14 protein-coding genes are annotated in these 16062 nt (G+C 64.8%); 7 read left to right on the top strand and 7 right to left on the bottom strand.

Annotation, left to right across the window (positions count from 1 at the left end):
* Positions 1–48 precede the first annotated feature (48 nt).
* Both ACOI2T_RS32695 and ACOI2T_RS32700 read right to left on the bottom strand, forming a co-directional pair.
* On the bottom strand, positions 49–1224 hold the full coding sequence (locus ACOI2T_RS32695) for a hypothetical protein (protein WP_409504248.1): 1176 nt from the start codon (positions 1222–1224) through the stop codon (positions 49–51).
* A gap of 91 nt (positions 1225–1315) precedes the next feature.
* Positions 1316–2176, bottom strand: a complete 861-nt coding sequence (locus ACOI2T_RS32700; protein ID WP_067853062.1) for a glycoside hydrolase family 16 protein — start codon at positions 2174–2176, stop codon at positions 1316–1318.
* A gap of 407 nt (positions 2177–2583) precedes the next feature.
* Here ACOI2T_RS32700 and ACOI2T_RS32705 point away from each other — a divergent pair, with 407 nt between their 5' ends.
* The 5 genes from ACOI2T_RS32705 to ACOI2T_RS32725 are packed head-to-tail and all read left to right on the top strand — an operon-like array spanning position 2584 to position 8160.
* A complete protein-coding gene (locus ACOI2T_RS32705) occupies positions 2584–4224 on the top strand; it encodes an ABC transporter substrate-binding protein (RefSeq protein WP_409504247.1) in 1641 nt (546 codons plus the stop codon).
* Positions 4224–5201: an ABC transporter permease gene (locus ACOI2T_RS32710; protein ID WP_067853055.1), complete on the top strand. Its 978-nt coding sequence runs from the start codon at positions 4224–4226 to the stop codon at positions 5199–5201. The genes ACOI2T_RS32705 and ACOI2T_RS32710 overlap by 1 nt, the downstream gene beginning before the upstream one ends.
* Positions 5202–5204: 3 nt before the next feature.
* Positions 5205–6167 (top strand): ABC transporter permease, encoded by a 963-nt coding sequence (locus ACOI2T_RS32715; RefSeq protein ID WP_409504246.1) that lies wholly within the window; start codon positions 5205–5207, stop codon positions 6165–6167.
* Positions 6164–7180 (top strand): ABC transporter ATP-binding protein, encoded by a 1017-nt coding sequence (locus ACOI2T_RS32720; RefSeq protein ID WP_409504245.1) that lies wholly within the window; start codon positions 6164–6166, stop codon positions 7178–7180. The genes ACOI2T_RS32715 and ACOI2T_RS32720 overlap by 4 nt, the downstream gene beginning before the upstream one ends.
* Positions 7177–8160, top strand: a complete 984-nt coding sequence (locus tag ACOI2T_RS32725; protein ID WP_409504244.1) for an ABC transporter ATP-binding protein — start codon at positions 7177–7179, stop codon at positions 8158–8160. The genes ACOI2T_RS32720 and ACOI2T_RS32725 overlap by 4 nt, the downstream gene beginning before the upstream one ends.
* Here the strand turns inward: ACOI2T_RS32725 and ACOI2T_RS32730 are convergent.
* Entirely contained in the window at positions 8151–9980 is a 1830-nt protein-coding gene (locus tag ACOI2T_RS32730) for an Hsp70 family protein (RefSeq protein ID WP_409504243.1), read from the bottom strand. The genes ACOI2T_RS32725 and ACOI2T_RS32730 overlap by 10 nt on opposite strands.
* Positions 9981–10632: 652 nt before the next feature.
* Positions 10633–11337, bottom strand: coding sequence for a hypothetical protein (locus tag ACOI2T_RS32735; RefSeq protein WP_409504242.1), 705 nt, complete (start codon positions 11335–11337; stop codon positions 10633–10635).
* A gap of 562 nt (positions 11338–11899) precedes the next feature.
* Here ACOI2T_RS32735 and ACOI2T_RS32740 point away from each other — a divergent pair.
* Entirely contained in the window at positions 11900–13411 is a 1512-nt protein-coding gene (locus tag ACOI2T_RS32740; protein ID WP_409504241.1) for an FAD-dependent oxidoreductase, read from the top strand.
* Between the two features lie 39 nt (positions 13412–13450).
* On the top strand, positions 13451–13909 hold the full coding sequence (locus tag ACOI2T_RS32745; protein WP_409504240.1) for a nuclear transport factor 2 family protein: 459 nt from the start codon (positions 13451–13453) through the stop codon (positions 13907–13909).
* Between the two features lie 2 nt (positions 13910–13911).
* Here the strand turns inward: ACOI2T_RS32745 and ACOI2T_RS32750 are convergent, their stop codons facing one another.
* The 3 genes from ACOI2T_RS32750 to ACOI2T_RS32760 are packed head-to-tail and all read right to left on the bottom strand — an operon-like array spanning position 13912 to position 16034.
* Positions 13912–14565: a L,D-transpeptidase family protein gene (locus tag ACOI2T_RS32750; protein ID WP_085145370.1), complete on the bottom strand. Its 654-nt coding sequence runs from the start codon at positions 14563–14565 to the stop codon at positions 13912–13914.
* A 51-nt stretch (positions 14566–14616) separates the two neighbouring features.
* Positions 14617–15444 carry an SRPBCC family protein gene (locus tag ACOI2T_RS32755; protein ID WP_409504239.1) on the bottom strand — a complete coding sequence of 276 codons (828 nt, stop codon included), beginning with the start codon at positions 15442–15444 and terminating at the stop codon, positions 14617–14619.
* Positions 15435–16034 (bottom strand): winged helix-turn-helix domain-containing protein, encoded by a 600-nt coding sequence (locus tag ACOI2T_RS32760; protein WP_067853386.1) that lies wholly within the window; start codon positions 16032–16034, stop codon positions 15435–15437. Before ACOI2T_RS32760 ends, ACOI2T_RS32755 begins: the two co-directional genes overlap by 10 nt.
* Between the last annotated feature and the right edge of the window lie 28 nt (positions 16035–16062).

A 16062-nucleotide genomic window follows, 5' to 3' on the forward strand; every position in this document is an offset into this window, starting at 1 on the left:
AACGGAAAGGCCGAACCTCCCTGGCCTGGTGACGGCTGCGAACCAGGTTTATTCGCTGCTATCGCTGCCGCTGTTGTCACCGCTGTCGCTGGAGCCGGCAGCCGATGAAGACGACGACTTCTTGTCGTCGTCGGTACGCGTCGTCGACTTCGTGTTCCCGGTGAGCTTCTTGACGCTGTCACGCACGTTGGACCGGAAGTCCTTGACGCTCTGGCGGATTCCGCTTCGGTCCTCGGCCTTCTGCACACCTTTGCGCGACGGCTTCGCGACCTCGGACTCCGTCTTCGTGTCCGCCGTGTCGGCCGTGTCCGTCGCCGACGCGTTCTCCTGGGCCTCGGTTTCGGTCTCTGTTTCAGTCGAAACGGTGACTTCCTCGACCGCCGGCTTCGTGAGCTTCTCCACGACGGCCCGCAGCGGGCTGACGGTCGCGTCCTCGGTCTCGTCCGCCTCGACAACGTCTTCGACTTCTTCGACCGCGGTGCTCACCTCAGCGGTCTCAAGATCCTCGGGCGTCTTGATGTCGCGAGGAGCGGGCTCCTCACCCCACGGCGTGAGGATGCCGGGCGCGGGAATGTAATCGCCTTCGCGGCCGGGCAGCAGCGGACCGAGGTCGCCGTAACCCCCGTTGAGCAGGCCGTCCACCACGTGGAAAGGCGCGCGGACAACGGCTTCGAAGAACGGCTGAAGCTCGCCGGTGGTCATGGAGTAGAAGATCTCGGAGTGGGCCATGCCGGCTCCGCCGATCGCACTCAGCAAGGGGCCGACAAGCCGCACGGCGGTGTACTCGACCAGCTCCGGCAGCTGCCGGATCTCGGTCTCCAGCGCCGGGAACTGGCGGGCGAGAACCTCTGCGACCGCGTCGTTGAACGGACCGATCACGAGCGGTGCGATGGGCGCGAACACCATGTCGGCCACCAACGCGTAGTTCCAGTGCGTCAGGTCGGCATCGGGCCAGGTCGCCTGCACGGTCTGCCACAACTCGGGCACCTTGCGGAAGAGCGCATCGCCGCTCAGCTCGAGCGCCTCGGTCGCGCCCGCAGCCAGAATCTGTGCGTACTCGGCGAAGTTGACGTGCTGAACCTCGGTCGACACCACGCGCGGCGCGAGCGCAGCGATTTCAACGTCGGTGTCGGGCAGCGCCGCGATCGACCCCAAAGAAATGACACCAGCACCCGCCAGCGCCACCCCTGCCGTGAGCGATCGCCGAAAACCCTTGTCCGCCATAACGTTTAAAACTCCTGCGCTGCCTTGGACGATTGACAACGCAAACGTTAGCTGAGAAGTTGCTGTAAATGGGGGCTACGTCCCCCGGGGTTCAGCCCTGGAACACCCGGATCCAGTCGACCAGCATCTCGGCCGGATAGTTACCGCCCGCAGGTTCGCGACCACCCGATCCGCCGACGGCGATGTTGAACACGGGCACCATCGTGTAGCCAGGATCGTTGAACGGCCAGTCCTGCAACGAATTCGCGGGAACCTCGAAGAACGGCTCCATGCCGGGGGCGTAGTCCTTCCAGAAGTACATGCCCGCAGGCGTCCACGACATACGCCAGGTGTGCCAGTCGCTGTCGACCGGATGCGGGTTGGTGGCGAACGACGTGCCGTCCAGCCGGGCGTGCACCGTGGTGCCCGAGGGCCAGTCGCGGTTGCCGTACCACTCCACGAGGTCGACCTCGCCGCCGCGGACCGGATCGTCGTTCAGAACCCAGAACGCCGGCCAGGCCCCGTCGGTGAGGCAGTTCAGCTTGACGCGCGCCTCCCACGTGGTGCCGATGCCACCACGCCACAGTCCGACGACCTTGGCGCTCGCGTACTTCTCCTGGATCGTGGTGCCCGGCCCACGCGTCGCGCGGATGACGAGGTTGCCCTTGCCGTCCTGGAACGCATGCTCCTGGTCGGTCACATACCGGCCCATGTTGAACGGCTTGTCCCACTCCACGGGGTTCTTGATCGTCTCGCGGGCAGGCACGAGGTGCCACCATGCCGGATCCGGCGGTGAGCCCGCCGGGCCGTTGAACTCGTCCTGGAACAGAAAGTTCGGCGCGGTGTCGGCAGCAGCCGGGCCGGGCCCGGGCGGGTTGTCGCCGATGTTCGGCTCTGCGCTGGCGGTTCCGGCGGGCAATGCTGCGGCCGCCACCCCCAGACCCATCATGAACATCACGCGGCGACGATCCATTTCAGGCACAGCCACACAATAGATGGACGCCAAAGGATACGGCGTATTTCGGTGCGGTGAACGGGTGCGGCGTCGCCGCAGACATGGCAGTCAGAGACGCAAAAGCGCAGCTACGCAGCGGCGGCAGACGCTTCGCCGCGCGTTCAGAGGGTGCCGTCCGAAAGTCGCGGGTGACGACGACGCCGGCGTCGGCCGGGGCCGGATGTCACAGACTCGTCATAGTCCCAGCGTGCGACGGACTGCCCGGCGAAAACCGCACGTCTCAACACACAGATTCGCGTTACACAGTAGAAACTTCGGTCGTTTGAGTTGCAGACCGTGAATTTTCCCGAAAGATGCTCAACGGACCAACAAATGGCGTACAGCTGTATCGGGCAATCGTCCGGGTTGGAAATCAAGGGGAACAGATGAAGTCGACGCGCAGAGTTTTGACCATTGCCAGCGTCGCCGCGCTCGCGGTGTTCGGGGTGGCCGCCTGCGGTGGGGGCGAAAGCTCGACCGCGAAAGAGGGCGGTGAGATCAACGTCAGCATGACGTCGTTCCCCGATTACATCGACCCGCAGCTGTCCTACACGCTCGAGGGCTGGGAGGTGCTCTACAACACCTACACCCCGCTGCTCACCTATAAGCACGCCAAGGGCGAGGAGGGCACCGAGGTGGTGCCCGGGCTGGCCAAATCGCTGCCAGAGGTCTCCCCTGACGGCAAGACATACAAACTCACGTTGCGACCGAACATGAAGTACTCGGACGGAACCCCCATCAAGGCATCGGATTTCACCTATGCCATCCAGCGCCTGTTCAAGGCCGACTCCGGCGGTTCGGTGTTCTACGGCGTCATCGCGGGCGCCGACGACTACGCGGAAGGCAAGGCCGACAAGATCAGTGGAATCAAGACCGACGACGCGTCCGGCGACATCACCATCACGCTGACCGGGCCGAACGGCACGTTCGACCACATCCTCGCGCTACCGTTCGCGGCGCCGGTCCCACCGAGTACCCCGCTCGACAAGGACGCGACCAACAACCCGCCGCCGAGCAGCGGACCGTTCACCATCACCAAAGTCGATGCGCCGCACACACTCACGATGGAACGCAATCCACAGTTCCAGACCGTCAAGGACGCCGGTGCCGACGAGGTGGCAGATGCGCACGTCGACAAGATCATCATCACCCAGAACAAGAGCAACAGCGCCCAGGTCACCGGCGTACAGCAGAACACCATCGACTTCATGGTCGATCCGCCCGACGCCGACCGGCTGCCGGAGGTGAAGGCGCGTTACAGCGACCGCTTCCGGCTCGAGGACTCGATCAACACCTACTACTTCTGGATGAACACCCAGCAGGCACCGTTCAATGACCTGCGGGTGCGCCAGGCGATCAACTACGCCATCGACCCCGAGGCGCTCAACCGCATCTTCGGTGGCCGGTTGCACCCCACCCAGCAGATCCTGCCGCCGGGGATGCCGGGCTACGAGGAGTACAAGCTCTACCCCGGGCCGGACATCAACAAGGCCAAACAGCTCATCGCCGAAGCGAATCCGGCCGACCGCAACATCACCGTGTGGACCGATGACGAGCCGGACCGCAAGCGCATCGGCGAGTACTACCACGACGTGCTCACCCAGCTCGGGTTCAACGCGACACTCAAGGTCATCGCGGGCGACGTGTACTGGACGACGATCGGCAACCAGACCACACCCGATCTCGACACCGGGTTCGCCGACTGGTTCCAGGACTTCCCGCATCCCGACGACTTCTTCCGGCCGCTTATCAACGGCAAGAGCATCCTGCCGACCAACGGCAACAACTACTCTCGGGTCAACATCCCGGGACTGGACGCCAAGATGGATGAACTACTCACCAAGCAACTGTCCGATGACGTCGAGAAGGGTTACGCCGACCTGGACCGCGCGTTCATGGAGCAGGCCATCTGGGCGCCGTACGGCAACGAGCAGTTCACCACGTTCCTGTCGGATCGCATGGACTTCGACACGAGTTATCACCATCTGCTGTTCAACCAGGACTACACCTCCTTCGCGCTGAAGTAATGGGGGTCGCGGTCACCGGGCACAGTCCCTGGTATCTGGCCTGGATCCGGCTGCGGCGCAACAAGGTTGCGCTGGCATGTGGCGCGCTGTTCGTCGCGATCGTGCTGTTCTGCCTGGCCGCCCCGCTGTGGGCGGACCATGTGGCACACACGTCGCCGAACGAGAACCACATCACCGACAAGGTGCTGATCGACGGCGAAGAGACATACGTCGTGTCCCCCGACGGCACACCGCTTGGCCCGGGCCTGCACGGCCGCTACCTTCTCGGCGCCGACCAGAACGGTCGCGACGTGATGGTGCGGTTGATGTACGGGGGCCGTACCTCGATATACATCGGTCTGGCCGCCGCGCTGACCACGACTGTGCTTGCCGTGATCATCGGCCTGCTCGCGGGCTATTACCGGGGGTGGATCGACGCACTGCTGTCGCGGGTCATGGACGTGGTGTGGGCATTTCCGGTGCTGCTGCTGGGTATCGCACTGGGCACGGCTTTGGCCCTCGGCGGGTTGAAGGTGGGCCCGATCCAGGTGGCCGGGGACTCGCTGTGGATTCCGATCCTCATCATCGGGTGCGTCTACGTGCCCTACATGGCGCGGCCCATCCGCGGCGAGGTACTGGCCTTGCGGCAGAAGGAGTTCATCGAGGCGGCCGTCGCGATGGGCAAGGGCCCATTGCGGATCATGGTCTCCGAGTTGCTGCCCAACATCGTCTCGACGGTCATCGTGTTCTTCACCCTCAACATCGCCAACAACATGCTGCTCGAGTCGGCGCTGTCGTTTCTGGGTGCCGGAGTACGGCCGCCCAACGCATCGTGGGGCACGATGATCGCCGACGGATACCAGACGATCTACACCGCACCGCATCTGACGATCGTGCCCGGCCTGATGATCGTGATAACCGTGTTGTCGCTCAACGTGTTCGGGGACGGGCTGCGCGACGCGCTCGATCCCAAGGCCAAGATCCGGTTGGAGCACTAGACCATGGCCAGGTTCATCGTCAGGCGCGTGCTCGGGATGATCGCGGTGTTGTTCGCGATCTCACTGTTGGTGTTCGTCATCTTCAACGTGATCCCGAACTCCGATCCGGCCGCGCGGATCGCCGGGAAGAACGCGAACCCGGCCCTGATCGCGAGGGTGAGTCAGGATCTCGGCCTCGATCAGCCGTTGCCGGTGCAGTACCTGACCATGATGAAGCAGATCGTCACCGGCCAGCTCACCTCCTACGCGAGCAATCGCAATGTGGCCGAACAGATTTGGGAAGGCTTGCCGGCCACGATGTCGTTGTGCATCGGTGCGGCGGTGCTGTGGATGACGCTGGCCATCTGGTTCGGCTACCTCAGCGCCGTGCACGCAGGCAGGTTCACCGACCGCGCCCTGACGGTGCTCTCGCTGGCCGGCATCTCGATGCCGGTGTTCTGGCTCGCCGCGATCCTGCTGTACTACCTCAGCTACAAGTTGGAACTGTTCCCCGCGAGCAGTTACGTACCGCTGGCGGAGAATCCGCTGCAGTGGGCGTATCACCTGATCCTGCCGTGGCTCACGCTCGCGGTGCTCTATGTGGGCTTCTACAGCAGAGTGCTGAGGACCAACATGCTCGACGTTGCGAACGAAGACTATGTGCGCACCGCGCGGGCGAAGGGCATCAGCGAGCGCCAGGTGCGCATGCGCCACATCCTGCGCAATTCGCTGATCCCGATCGTCACGCTGTTCGGACTCGACTTCGGCGCCGTCGTCGGCGGCGGTGCGATCCTCACCGAGACCGTCTTCAACATCAACGGTGTAGGCCTGTACGCAGGTGAAGCCATCCGCACACTCGACCTGCCGCCGCTGATCGGGGTGACGATGTACGGCGCGTTCTTCATCGTGCTGTTCAACACGATCGTCGATCTGGCCTACGCCTACCTCGACCCACGGATCCGACTCGGAGAGGCGGCCCCCGCATGAGCGAAGCTCCCGAGCGAATCGTCGAGCGGGGCACCCTCTTACAGGTCACGGATCTGTACGTCCGGTTCGCCACCGACGAGGGCGTGGTCCGCGCCGTCGACGGTGTCTCGTTCAGCTTGAAACCTGGCGAAATACTGGCCGTGGTCGGAGAATCCGGCTCGGGCAAGAGCGTAACCGCACAGACGTTGATCGGCCTTACCCGCTCATCGAACGCCGCGATCGAAGGCTCGATCGATTTCGGCGGGCGAGAGATCAACGGCCTCGACGACGATGAGTTGCGGGACGTGCGCGGCGAACACATCGCGATGGTCTTTCAAGACCCGATGACGTCACTGAACCCGGTGTATCGGGTCGGAGACCAGATCATCGAGATGATTCGGGCGCATCGGGACGTCTCCAAGACACAGGCCCGCGAGCAGGCGGTGGAACTGCTTCGCGCAGTCGGCATCCCGCATCCGGAGCGGCGGGTCTTCGACTACCCGCACGAATTCTCCGGCGGTATGCGTCAACGCGTCATGATCGCCATGGCATTGGCGCTGGGACCGGAAGTGCTGATCGCCGACGAACCGACCACCGCGCTCGACGTGACGGTGCAGGCCCAGATTCTGCGGCTGGTCGACCAGCTCAATCGTGACCGCGAACTCGCGGTCGTGCTCATCACGCATGATCTCGGGGTTGTCGCCGAGGTCGCCGACCGCGTGGTGGTGATGTATGCCGGCCAGATCGTCGAGGACGGCTCGCTGGAGGAGATCTTCTACGACCCGCAGCATCCATACACCTGGGGCCTGCTGGGCTCGCTTCCGCGCGTGGAAGATTCACATCCGGATCGGTTGCCCCAGATTCCGGGGCAGCCGCCGTCACTGCTGAATCCGCCCTCCGGTTGCCGCTTCGCGCCGCGGTGCCCGCACGTATTCGATCAGTGTTCACAGCCGCCGCCGCTGGAAAGCCGAGACGGCGGAAGCCATCTGGACCGGTGCTGGCTTCAGCCCGCCGAGAAGAGAGCGCTTCGATGACAGCGCTGCTGGAGGTCACTGATCTGGTCAAGCACTTCCCCATCAAGTCCGGGGTTGTCATCGATCGGGAGGTCGCGCGGGTGCGCGCGGTCGACGGGGTGAGCCTGTCGCTCAACGAAGGCGAAACCCTGGGTCTCGTCGGCGAGTCGGGCTGCGGAAAGTCCACGCTGTGCCGTCTCATCCTGCAGTTGACCCAGCCCACGTCCGGTTCGGTGCGGTTCGACGGCCAGGAACTCGTCGGACGTTCGCAACGTGACCTGCGTCCGATGCGCAGGCAGATGCAGATGATCTTTCAGGACCCGTTCGCGTCGCTGAATCCACGCAAACGCGTCGGGCAGATCATCGGCGATCCGATCGAATTGCACGGCCTGGCCAGCGGGGCGGAGGCCAGGCGCCGGGTGCGCGAACTGCTCGATCGTGTCGGCCTGCAGGCCGAGCATTACAACCGATACCCGCACGAGTTCTCCGGCGGCCAGCGGCAGCGCATCGGAATCGCCAGAGCCCTTGCCCTGCAACCGAAACTCATCATCGCCGATGAGCCGGTTTCGGCGCTCGACGTCTCGGTGCAGGCACAGATCATCAACCTGCTCAAGGACCTGCAGCAGGAGTTCGGGTTGTCGTACCTGTTCGTAGCGCACGATCTCGGCGTGGTGCGCCACGTATCCGATCGGGTGGCGGTGATGTACCTCGGCAAGATCGTCGAAACCGCCGATGCGGACAGCCTCTACCGCAGGCCGTTTCACCCGTACTCGGGTGCGTTGCTGTCGGCGGTGCCCATCCCGGATCCGCGGCGCAACGCCGCCAGGGAGCGTCTTGTGCTCGAAGGGGATGTGCCCAGCCCGATCGATCCGCCTGCGGGCTGCAGTTTCCACACGCGGTGTCCGTGGTGCACCGAGGTGTGCAACGTCGATACGCCTGCCCTGCTCGATCTCACCCCCGGGCATGCGGCGGCCTGTCATCATCCGCGTAATCAGGGATAGGGCTGGAACGGATTCCGTGGTTGTTGCGGGTACGGATTCTGCGGCTGCTGGTTGGGCACCTGGATCGGGATGGGCACCGGCACGAACGGCACGGTGACGTAGGTCGTCGTCATCGGGTTGGTCGTGGTCGTCGTCGTGGTCGGCGTCGTCGTGGTGGTTGTCGGTGTCGTCGTGGTCGTCGTTGTTGTGGTCGTGGTGGTCGTTGTCGTTGTTGTGGTGGTTGTCGTCGTGGTCGGTGGAGTCGTGGTCTGCGTGACGACCTCGGTGTGGGTGACGGGCGGCGGAGGTGGCGGCGGCGCCTGGGTCACGGTCACCGGCGGAGGCGGCGGTGCCTCGGTCACGGTGGGCGGCGGTGGCGGCGGCGCGACGGCGCTGGGTTGCGGCTCGGGCGTGAGCGGTTTCGGCTCAGCGGTCTTGACTTCCGATGTGGGGGCGCTGCCCTCGGAACTGGTCAGCGCATACGTCACGCCACCCAGAGCAAGCAGTACACACACGCTGGCCACACCGAACACCGCGAGCGGTAACCGCTGCCACGCCGAACGCGGTTGCTCGATTGGCCCCGTCGGCGGAACGTATTGCACCGCAGGCCGTGCCGAGGTCTCGCTGCCGTAGGTGTCGACCACATCGGGCCCGCTGTAGGGCACGACGTCGTCACCGGAATCGTCCTGCGACCAGGCCAGCGCCCGGAACGTCGACGATCCCGGCTGTTCGGGCACCACAGTAGGCGCGGTTTGGGTCGCCGGGGCCGCCGCAACCCCGAGCGTGGGAGCCGCACCGGTCATGGCGTCGGCATCGGCGACGTAAGCCGCCGACAGCGCGGCGCCGATCGCGGCGTCGAGCGCCGGCTGCGGTGTCGTCACCACCACGGCCCGGGAATGCTCCGAAAGTTGTTGAGTGATAAGCGGAATGCTCGCCCCGCCGCCGATGGTCACCACCGCCGAGATCGCCGACCAGCTGATCCTGTTGCGTTCCAACGCATTTTCGAGCGCTTCGAGCGCGCCGGCGAGCGGTTGCCGCATGAGCGATTCGAGTTCGCTGCGGGTGACGCGGACGGTGGCCGAGTAACCGGGCAGCTCGACCACCAGGTCGGTGGCCGTCACCGACGACAGCCGTTCCTTGGCCTGCCGGCATTCCTCCCGCAGCCGGGCCAGCGATCCGACAGCCGCGGTACCGGCCGGATCGAGCCCGCCGGCCTGGGCCACGCCGTCGAGCACATGCGTCAACAGCGCCTGGTCGATCTGGTCGCCGGAGAAATCCGGGAATCGGACGGTCTCGTCGATCGGTTCGAACGCCGAGGCCGCGTCGGCGAGCGTGATGCTCGTGCCGCCGCCACCGAAATCCATCAGCGCGACGACGCCGCCCTGCGGTAAGCCGGGATTGGCGCGCAACGCGGTCAGCGAGGCGACCGCGTCGGGAACCAATCGGGCGGGCATACCGTCACGGGACAGGCTGGGATTCGTCCGCAGCGCGTTGCGCAAGGCCCGCAGGGTCGGCGCGCCCCAGTGGGCGGGCACCGCGATCGCCAGCTGTGGCGATGGCCCGCCTGCCGCCTCCACCATCGCATCGAGCGCCTCGACCAGCAGCGTGTCAGCGGGATAAGACGCGCCGTCGGGCGCCACGAGCGGCACCGGATCCCCGACGCGTTCGACGAAGCCGGCCAGCGTGACACCTGTCGTCGAATCGGGCACACCGACCTGCGGCGTACGGTCTGTCGACAGGGTCAACACCGATCGCCGGCTGACAGGTTGATTGCCGACTCGCGCCGCAACCAAGTTGGTGGTCCCGATCGACAACCCCAACGGGCTCGAGTGCTCAACCATGTCTAGAAGCAACCTTCGAGTCTTGGAGCTGCGCGTTTGTCCAAACTGACAGACGAATCAACCTCCCCCGTTCGGCAACGGGAACGTATCCAGTGGTGGGTACAAGGCCACCAGAGTGCCACGGTTGTGTCGATCTCGGAAGATCTGGACACGTCCGGAGCTGTAGACCTATTCAAACGCGCATCACTTGGCAAGTGGCTGACCGACACCCCTCCAGAGCCTTGGGATACACCACTTCGAAGTTCATGCCCTGGGACGTACCTCACTTCCTGTCCATTCTGCGTGGCCAGCTGAATGCCTTCGGGTGGAACCTTCCCGCGACCTCGATGACGCCCGCTACGTATTTAGGCGGAAGCACGAGAGCGACCACGGTGCAGAACGGGAGCCAAAGCAACCGCACCAACAACGGGGACAACATAGCCAACAGCGCGATTTGAACAGCATTTCCAGTAATCATGCGGGGAACGTATGCCATGAGTGCCCCGCAACTAGCCGACCAACGATCGTGCCCCGCTATTAGTTGGAAACCTAGACCCATTGAATAAAGCTTCACTTTCCGGACCCGCTGCCAGGCCGATTGTCGACTGCCTAGACTAGGATCCCGGCGACCTTGCGCCTTGTTGCGCAAAACCGTGGCTACGTTTAGCGCTGACTACGGTGATGCCAGGTGGTCAAGCCACTTCGTGACCAGATCGCTGATGTACGCACGGCCCTGCTCGATGGTCATCGTATGTTTTGGCGCGCCTTCCATTCGGGCGTGCCTTGCGTCCGAACCGCTCACCACAGGAAGGTTGGCGGACCCGGTAAACGCCGAATCCGCCGTCTTGTCCGCCCACCCGAGGTCAGGGACCTTTCCCGGCTTGATTGATTCGCGGATGATTTCGTGGACCTTGTAAAGCTCCACCCAACCAAGTGGTTCCGGACTTCCCATGATGGCGAGTACTTCCGCTACGTCGGTGTTGGAATCGGCAAGCCTCACCCTGGCCGGCCAGGGTGAGGGCGGGCCAGAATAAACTGCGCCGTCTGGGTTGGTGACTGTGACCGTCGGTATTCCGAAGCGGGCACGTGCGATTGCGGGCATTGGCGAAATTACTTGGTGCGTGACATCGCCGTCTTGGTACTTACCGCTCAATCGGACTGCAACGAACCCCGGATCGATAAGACGGGCTAGGCCGTTGACCTTAGACAAACGGAGCTGTGCAACTTCGTAGTAGCGAGCGCCAGCAGGCGGATCGTCGATGTCCGCCGCGGTGAGAAAGTAACCGCCGCTGTCTTCAACTACCCGAACGTCTCCATTCCCAAAGAAGCGCGCCAATAATTCGAGGTCGGCATCGTCGCCTTCCAGCCAAGCTTTCACCGTCAATTCCTCACGCTCCCAATGCCGTACGTTGTCAAGGCTCAACCATTCCGACTATCAGTCCCTTGCTTTGTCGGTAGCTTCGCCGCCCTCTTTTCCGCGTGTGGTCGCAGAGGGCTGGCCCGCATCACGCGCTCGCTTGATGTGGTTCGGATCGTCGGCAACGGCATTGGCTCAGTACCACCGAGCATTACCGCCAGGCGGTGAGCAGCGTTGTGCCCATCGCTGCTGAGTTCCTCACATGCCACGGCCAACCGAGCGAGGTACTCATCTGTCATCCTGCCCCCGCCAGCCTCGTACGCAGCCGCTGCGAGCTTCACAGACTCGGAGCGCCTCGCGTTGCTTGGATGGTAACGCTCGCCGGCCTCGACAACGACCGAAGACGATCACGTCGGTTTCATGGAAGGCTACGCAGGACGACTAGTAGCACCCGACTCAGGAAGCTGGCGGACCACTACAAAGGTCTTGAGCAATTAATTGCGTTGGATAACTCCAACGGGCCAGGGCAACGCTTCCCCGAGCGCGTCGTTTCGATCGGCCGTGCGCGGGTACAGGGATGGCCATGACGTCTCTGTGGCTGGCCGACCGCACTGAACGGCCGCTTCCGCCGGAACCCCTCGATGAAACCAACCGATCCGCCGATGTCGTGGTGGTGGGCGCCGGCATCACGGGCCTGATCACCGCGGTGCTGCTCGCGCGCGCCGGCAAGGATGTGCTGGTGCTCGAGGCCCACTCCGCCGGTGCTGGTACCACCGGCAACACGACGGCCAAGATCAGCCTGCTGCAGGGCACGAAGATGTCGAGCATCCTCAAGAAGCACGGCCCCAAGATCGCCAAGCAGTACGTAGAGGGCAATCTCGAAGGCCAGCAGTGGCTCGTGGGGCACTGCAAGGCGCACGGTCTGTCTGTTCAACGCGAAGCCGCCTACACCTATGCGCAATCCGAGGACGGCGTCCGGCTCGCCCGCAATGAATTGGAGGCGTGCCGCACGGCGGGGCTCGATGTCGATTGGGTCGACAGCGACGACGCCGAAGTGCCGTTCCCGTTTCACGGCGGGGTCCGGCTGGCCGATCAGGCGCAGTTCAACCCGATGCCCTTGTTGGACAGCCTGATCGTCGAACTCGACGAGCGCGGCGGCCGACTCGCGCAAGGCGTGCGGGTGCAGCGGGTCTCCGACGACGGCGGTGGGCTGAAACTCCATGTACGGACGAATGCCGGGGCCGAGTTCGACGTGCTCGCGAGCCGGTGCGTATTGGCCACCGGGATTCCGATACTCGACCGCGGTGGGTTCTTCGCCCGACTCAGCCCGAACCGGTCGTACTGCATGGCGTTCCGGGTGCCGGGAAATCTCACGCGCGGCATGTACATCTCGGCCGATTCGCCGACCCGGTCGGTGCGGTACGCACCCACCCCCGACGGCGACCGGTTGATCGTCGGCGGTGCGGGCCATCTGGTCGGCCGGCGCGCGAACGCCGCCCAATCGGTGCAGGAGCTCGCCTCATGGGCAAAGGTGCACTGGCCCGGGGCCATGCAGACGCACTATTGGTCGGCGCAGGACTACTCCCCCGTCGACGAGTTGCCCTATGTCGGCCCGATCCTGCCCGGCCACGAGAAGATCTTTGTGGCAACGGGATTCGACAAGTGGGGCATGACCAACGGGACGGCGGCGGCGTTGGCGCTGTCGAGTCAGATTCTCGGCGGCCGCATGGACTGGGCAACTGCGTTCGCGAGCTGGAGCCCGCATGAGCTATCGGGCATCCCGGCCGCCATGAAAGTGAACCTCGAGGTGGGGCTCAACCTCGCGAAAGGCTGGATCACGCCCGTCACCCGCATCGGCAGCCACGTGCCCGACGACGGTGGCGTGGTCAGCGGGCCGCCGTGGCACATGGAGGCCTGCAGCGTGATCGACGGTGTCGAGCACCGGGTCTCGCCGGTGTGCCCGCACCTGGGCGGCATCGTCAACTGGAACGACGCCGACGAGTCCTGGGAGTGCCCGCTGCACGGGTCGCGGTTCGCGCCGGACGGCACGCTGTTGGAGGGCCCGGCGACCCGGAATCTCACTGCCGCCCGATAACGCTGTGGCCGCGACGGCAGGTGTGCTGCAATGTCGGGCATGGGTGACATCGACGACATCAAGCAAGTCAAGTACCGGTACCTGCGTGCCCTCGACACCAAGCACTGGGACGAGTTCGCCGACACCCTCACCGAGGACGTCGCAGGCGATTACGGGCAGTCTCTGGGCGAGGCGCTGCACTTCACCGACCGCACGGCGCTGGTCGATTTCATGAAGCGGTCGCTCGGGCCGGAGATCATCACCGAGCACCGGGTCGCGCATCCGGAGATCACCGTCAATGGCGACGAAGCCACCGGAACGTGGTACCTGCAGGACCGGGTGATCGCGCCGGACTTCAACTTCATGTTGATCGGCGCGGCGTTCTACCACGACTCCTACCGCCGCACCAGCGACGGCTGGAAGATCAGCGCGACGGGTTACGACCGTACCTACGACGCCACGATGTCGCTGGAGAACCTGAACTTCAAGCTGAAACCCGGCGCGGCGCTCAACATCTGACGCTATTTCGCAACCGCGATCAGCGCACCAGGGCGCAGCCAGCGCATGATCTGCACCAGCGTCGCGTCCTCGATGGCCACGCAGCCCGCGGTCGGCCCGCCGTCGGTGGTGTGCACGAAGAACGCACCACCGTTGCCGGGCACCCTGGCCTTGTTCACGCCCATCACGACGGCGTGTTTGTATTGCGGAATCTGCAGGTTCTCGGTGCCGCTGGCGGGATCGGTGTCGAACGGGCACTGCGCCTTCTTGCACACTTGCATGGTGTTGTAGGTCGGGCTCTTCATGTCGCCGTCCCACCAGTGGTCGGGGCCCACCTGGACGTACTGCAGTCCACCGCCGGGGTTGGGTGCGGTACCAAACGCGAAGTCGAGGGTGAAGATCCCCATCGGCGTCGCCATGTTGCCGTCGTGGGTCTTGGCGGCCATGCCGTTGGCCCCGATGTTGGCGGGGATACCGACGCCGATGGGTTGCCAACCGGCCGAGCCGCGTTGCCACACATCCATTTTCGCCTTGGACCCGCCCACACCGACAACGGAGATCACCTGTGTGGCCGATCCGACCGCGCGGGCGAACCACGGCGCGTTGACCGCGACGGCGGCAGGCGCACACATCAACGCCAGCACGGCCGCGCACAGCAGTACCAGCAGTCGACGCACTCATCCATCGTCGACGCCGCGGCTATCGCGGGCGTCAAGGTTCGGACACGATCAGGTCGCGGCTTTGTCCTCCGCCACGAGTTCGCTGAGCCAGCCTATCCACCTGGGCCGTTCGGTGTCCGCCGTCGCGGCGGCGTCGGGTCCGTAGAGGAATAGGGTCACCATGGCTCGCGTCTCCGCGCCGACCGGACAGCTGCCGAGAACCGCGACGCCCGCGCCGGGTTCGTCCAGCCGCAGCATCATCTCGCAGGTTTGAGCGTCCTGCTTCACGCGTTCGACGACACCGGACAGCCGAGGAGAACCCGCAGCGGTTTCGATGCGATCGCCCACGATGGCGCCCTTCGCGTTGAGCGCGGTGGTGAGTCGGCTCCACAGGGTGGGCATGTCAGCGGGGTGCCCGGCCATGGCGTGTGCCGTCGCGGCGGGTTGCCCCGCGTAGTGCTTGAGGTAGATCCGCAGCACCTCGAAGAAGCCGGGCCAACCGCCCTCGAAGCTCTCCAATTCGTCGTCCCAGTCGTCTTTTTCGGTGAACAGGCTGTGCACCATCCGTACGACGCAGCTGTCCCCGGAGCGGCTCGTGACCACCACTTCGGTGGCCACCGGCGGGGCGTCACCGTTCCATCCCGGCTCCTCATAGGCGAAGCGGACGGGCGGCTCCCAACCCGTGACGACTCCGGGTGGTGACGGGTCGCCGCAGTCGGCGTCACCGAAGTCGAATGTGATTGCGCCACCGACGTGTTCCTCGACGGTCGTGGGGGTGAACCAGGCGCTCATCCCGGGTCCGGTCGCGATGGCCTGCCACACCTGCTCGGGAGTTCCCGGGACGAGGAATTCCATCTCGACCCAACGACGTCCGGAATCGTCTTTCTTCAACGGCATTTCGGCTCCTCGGTTTTCGGTTTCGGATAGGCCGCGACGACCAGTCGGTGCTCGCGCCCGTCGGCGGCGGTGTCGTCGTGATAGCGGGCCGCCAAAGACAGGACCGCATCGGACAATTCGCGGGTGAACTCCGCACGGTCGGCAGGCGTGCGGAACCGGATCACGGTGTCGATCGACAACGTGGCCAGTCGCTTGTTCTTCGTCCGCGCGGCTCGCCACATCTCGCCGACCTCGCGCACCGCGCGCGCCGACAGGGCGATCAGATAGCTCGCCGAGAGCCGATCGCCGGTGCGGCCCGGGTCGGCGGCCGCCGGTCCGAGCGCCCCGGGTGACACGACGTAGGACGACGCGGTCGCCACGAGCAGGCGTTCGGTCAGCCCGCCCCACCGCCGTTCGCTCGCGACGGTGACCAGGTCGTGCTGTTCGAGCGCACGCAGGTGGTAGTTGACCTTCTGACGCGTGATCCCGACCCGCGCGGCCAGCGCAGCCGCCGAGGCCGGCTCGGTGAGTTCGGCCAGCAGACGGCTGCGGATCGGGTCGAGCGCGATGACAGCCGCCGACGGATCGTCGATGACCTCGAGTTCCAGCACATGTGCATCGTGTGCCTTGACAAGTTTA

Source organism: Mycolicibacterium wolinskyi str. Jessa 2025, from assembly GCF_049241375.1.
In the GTDB taxonomy this organism is placed as follows: domain Bacteria; phylum Actinomycetota; class Actinomycetes; order Mycobacteriales; family Mycobacteriaceae; genus Mycobacterium; species Mycobacterium wolinskyi.

Coding starts and splice junctions, on each gene's coding strand:
- ACOI2T_RS32695 (WP_409504248.1), bottom strand. CDS start 1,224: ATGGCGGACAAGGGTTTTCGGCGATCGCTCACGGCAGGGGTGGCGCTG.
- ACOI2T_RS32700 (WP_067853062.1), bottom strand. CDS start 2,176: ATGGATCGTCGCCGCGTGATGTTCATGATGGGTCTGGGGGTGGCGGCC.
- ACOI2T_RS32705 (WP_409504247.1), top strand. CDS start 2,584: ATGAAGTCGACGCGCAGAGTTTTGACCATTGCCAGCGTCGCCGCGCTC.
- ACOI2T_RS32710 (WP_067853055.1), top strand. CDS start 4,224: ATGGGGGTCGCGGTCACCGGGCACAGTCCCTGGTATCTGGCCTGGATC.
- ACOI2T_RS32715 (WP_409504246.1), top strand. CDS start 5,205: ATGGCCAGGTTCATCGTCAGGCGCGTGCTCGGGATGATCGCGGTGTTG.
- ACOI2T_RS32720 (WP_409504245.1), top strand. CDS start 6,164: ATGAGCGAAGCTCCCGAGCGAATCGTCGAGCGGGGCACCCTCTTACAG.
- ACOI2T_RS32725 (WP_409504244.1), top strand. CDS start 7,177: ATGACAGCGCTGCTGGAGGTCACTGATCTGGTCAAGCACTTCCCCATC.
- ACOI2T_RS32730 (WP_409504243.1), bottom strand. CDS start 9,980: ATGGTTGAGCACTCGAGCCCGTTGGGGTTGTCGATCGGGACCACCAAC.
- ACOI2T_RS32740 (WP_409504241.1), top strand. CDS start 11,900: ATGACGTCTCTGTGGCTGGCCGACCGCACTGAACGGCCGCTTCCGCCG.
- ACOI2T_RS32745 (WP_409504240.1), top strand. CDS start 13,451: ATGGGTGACATCGACGACATCAAGCAAGTCAAGTACCGGTACCTGCGT.
- ACOI2T_RS32755 (WP_409504239.1), bottom strand. CDS start 15,444: ATGCCGTTGAAGAAAGACGATTCCGGACGTCGTTGGGTCGAGATGGAA.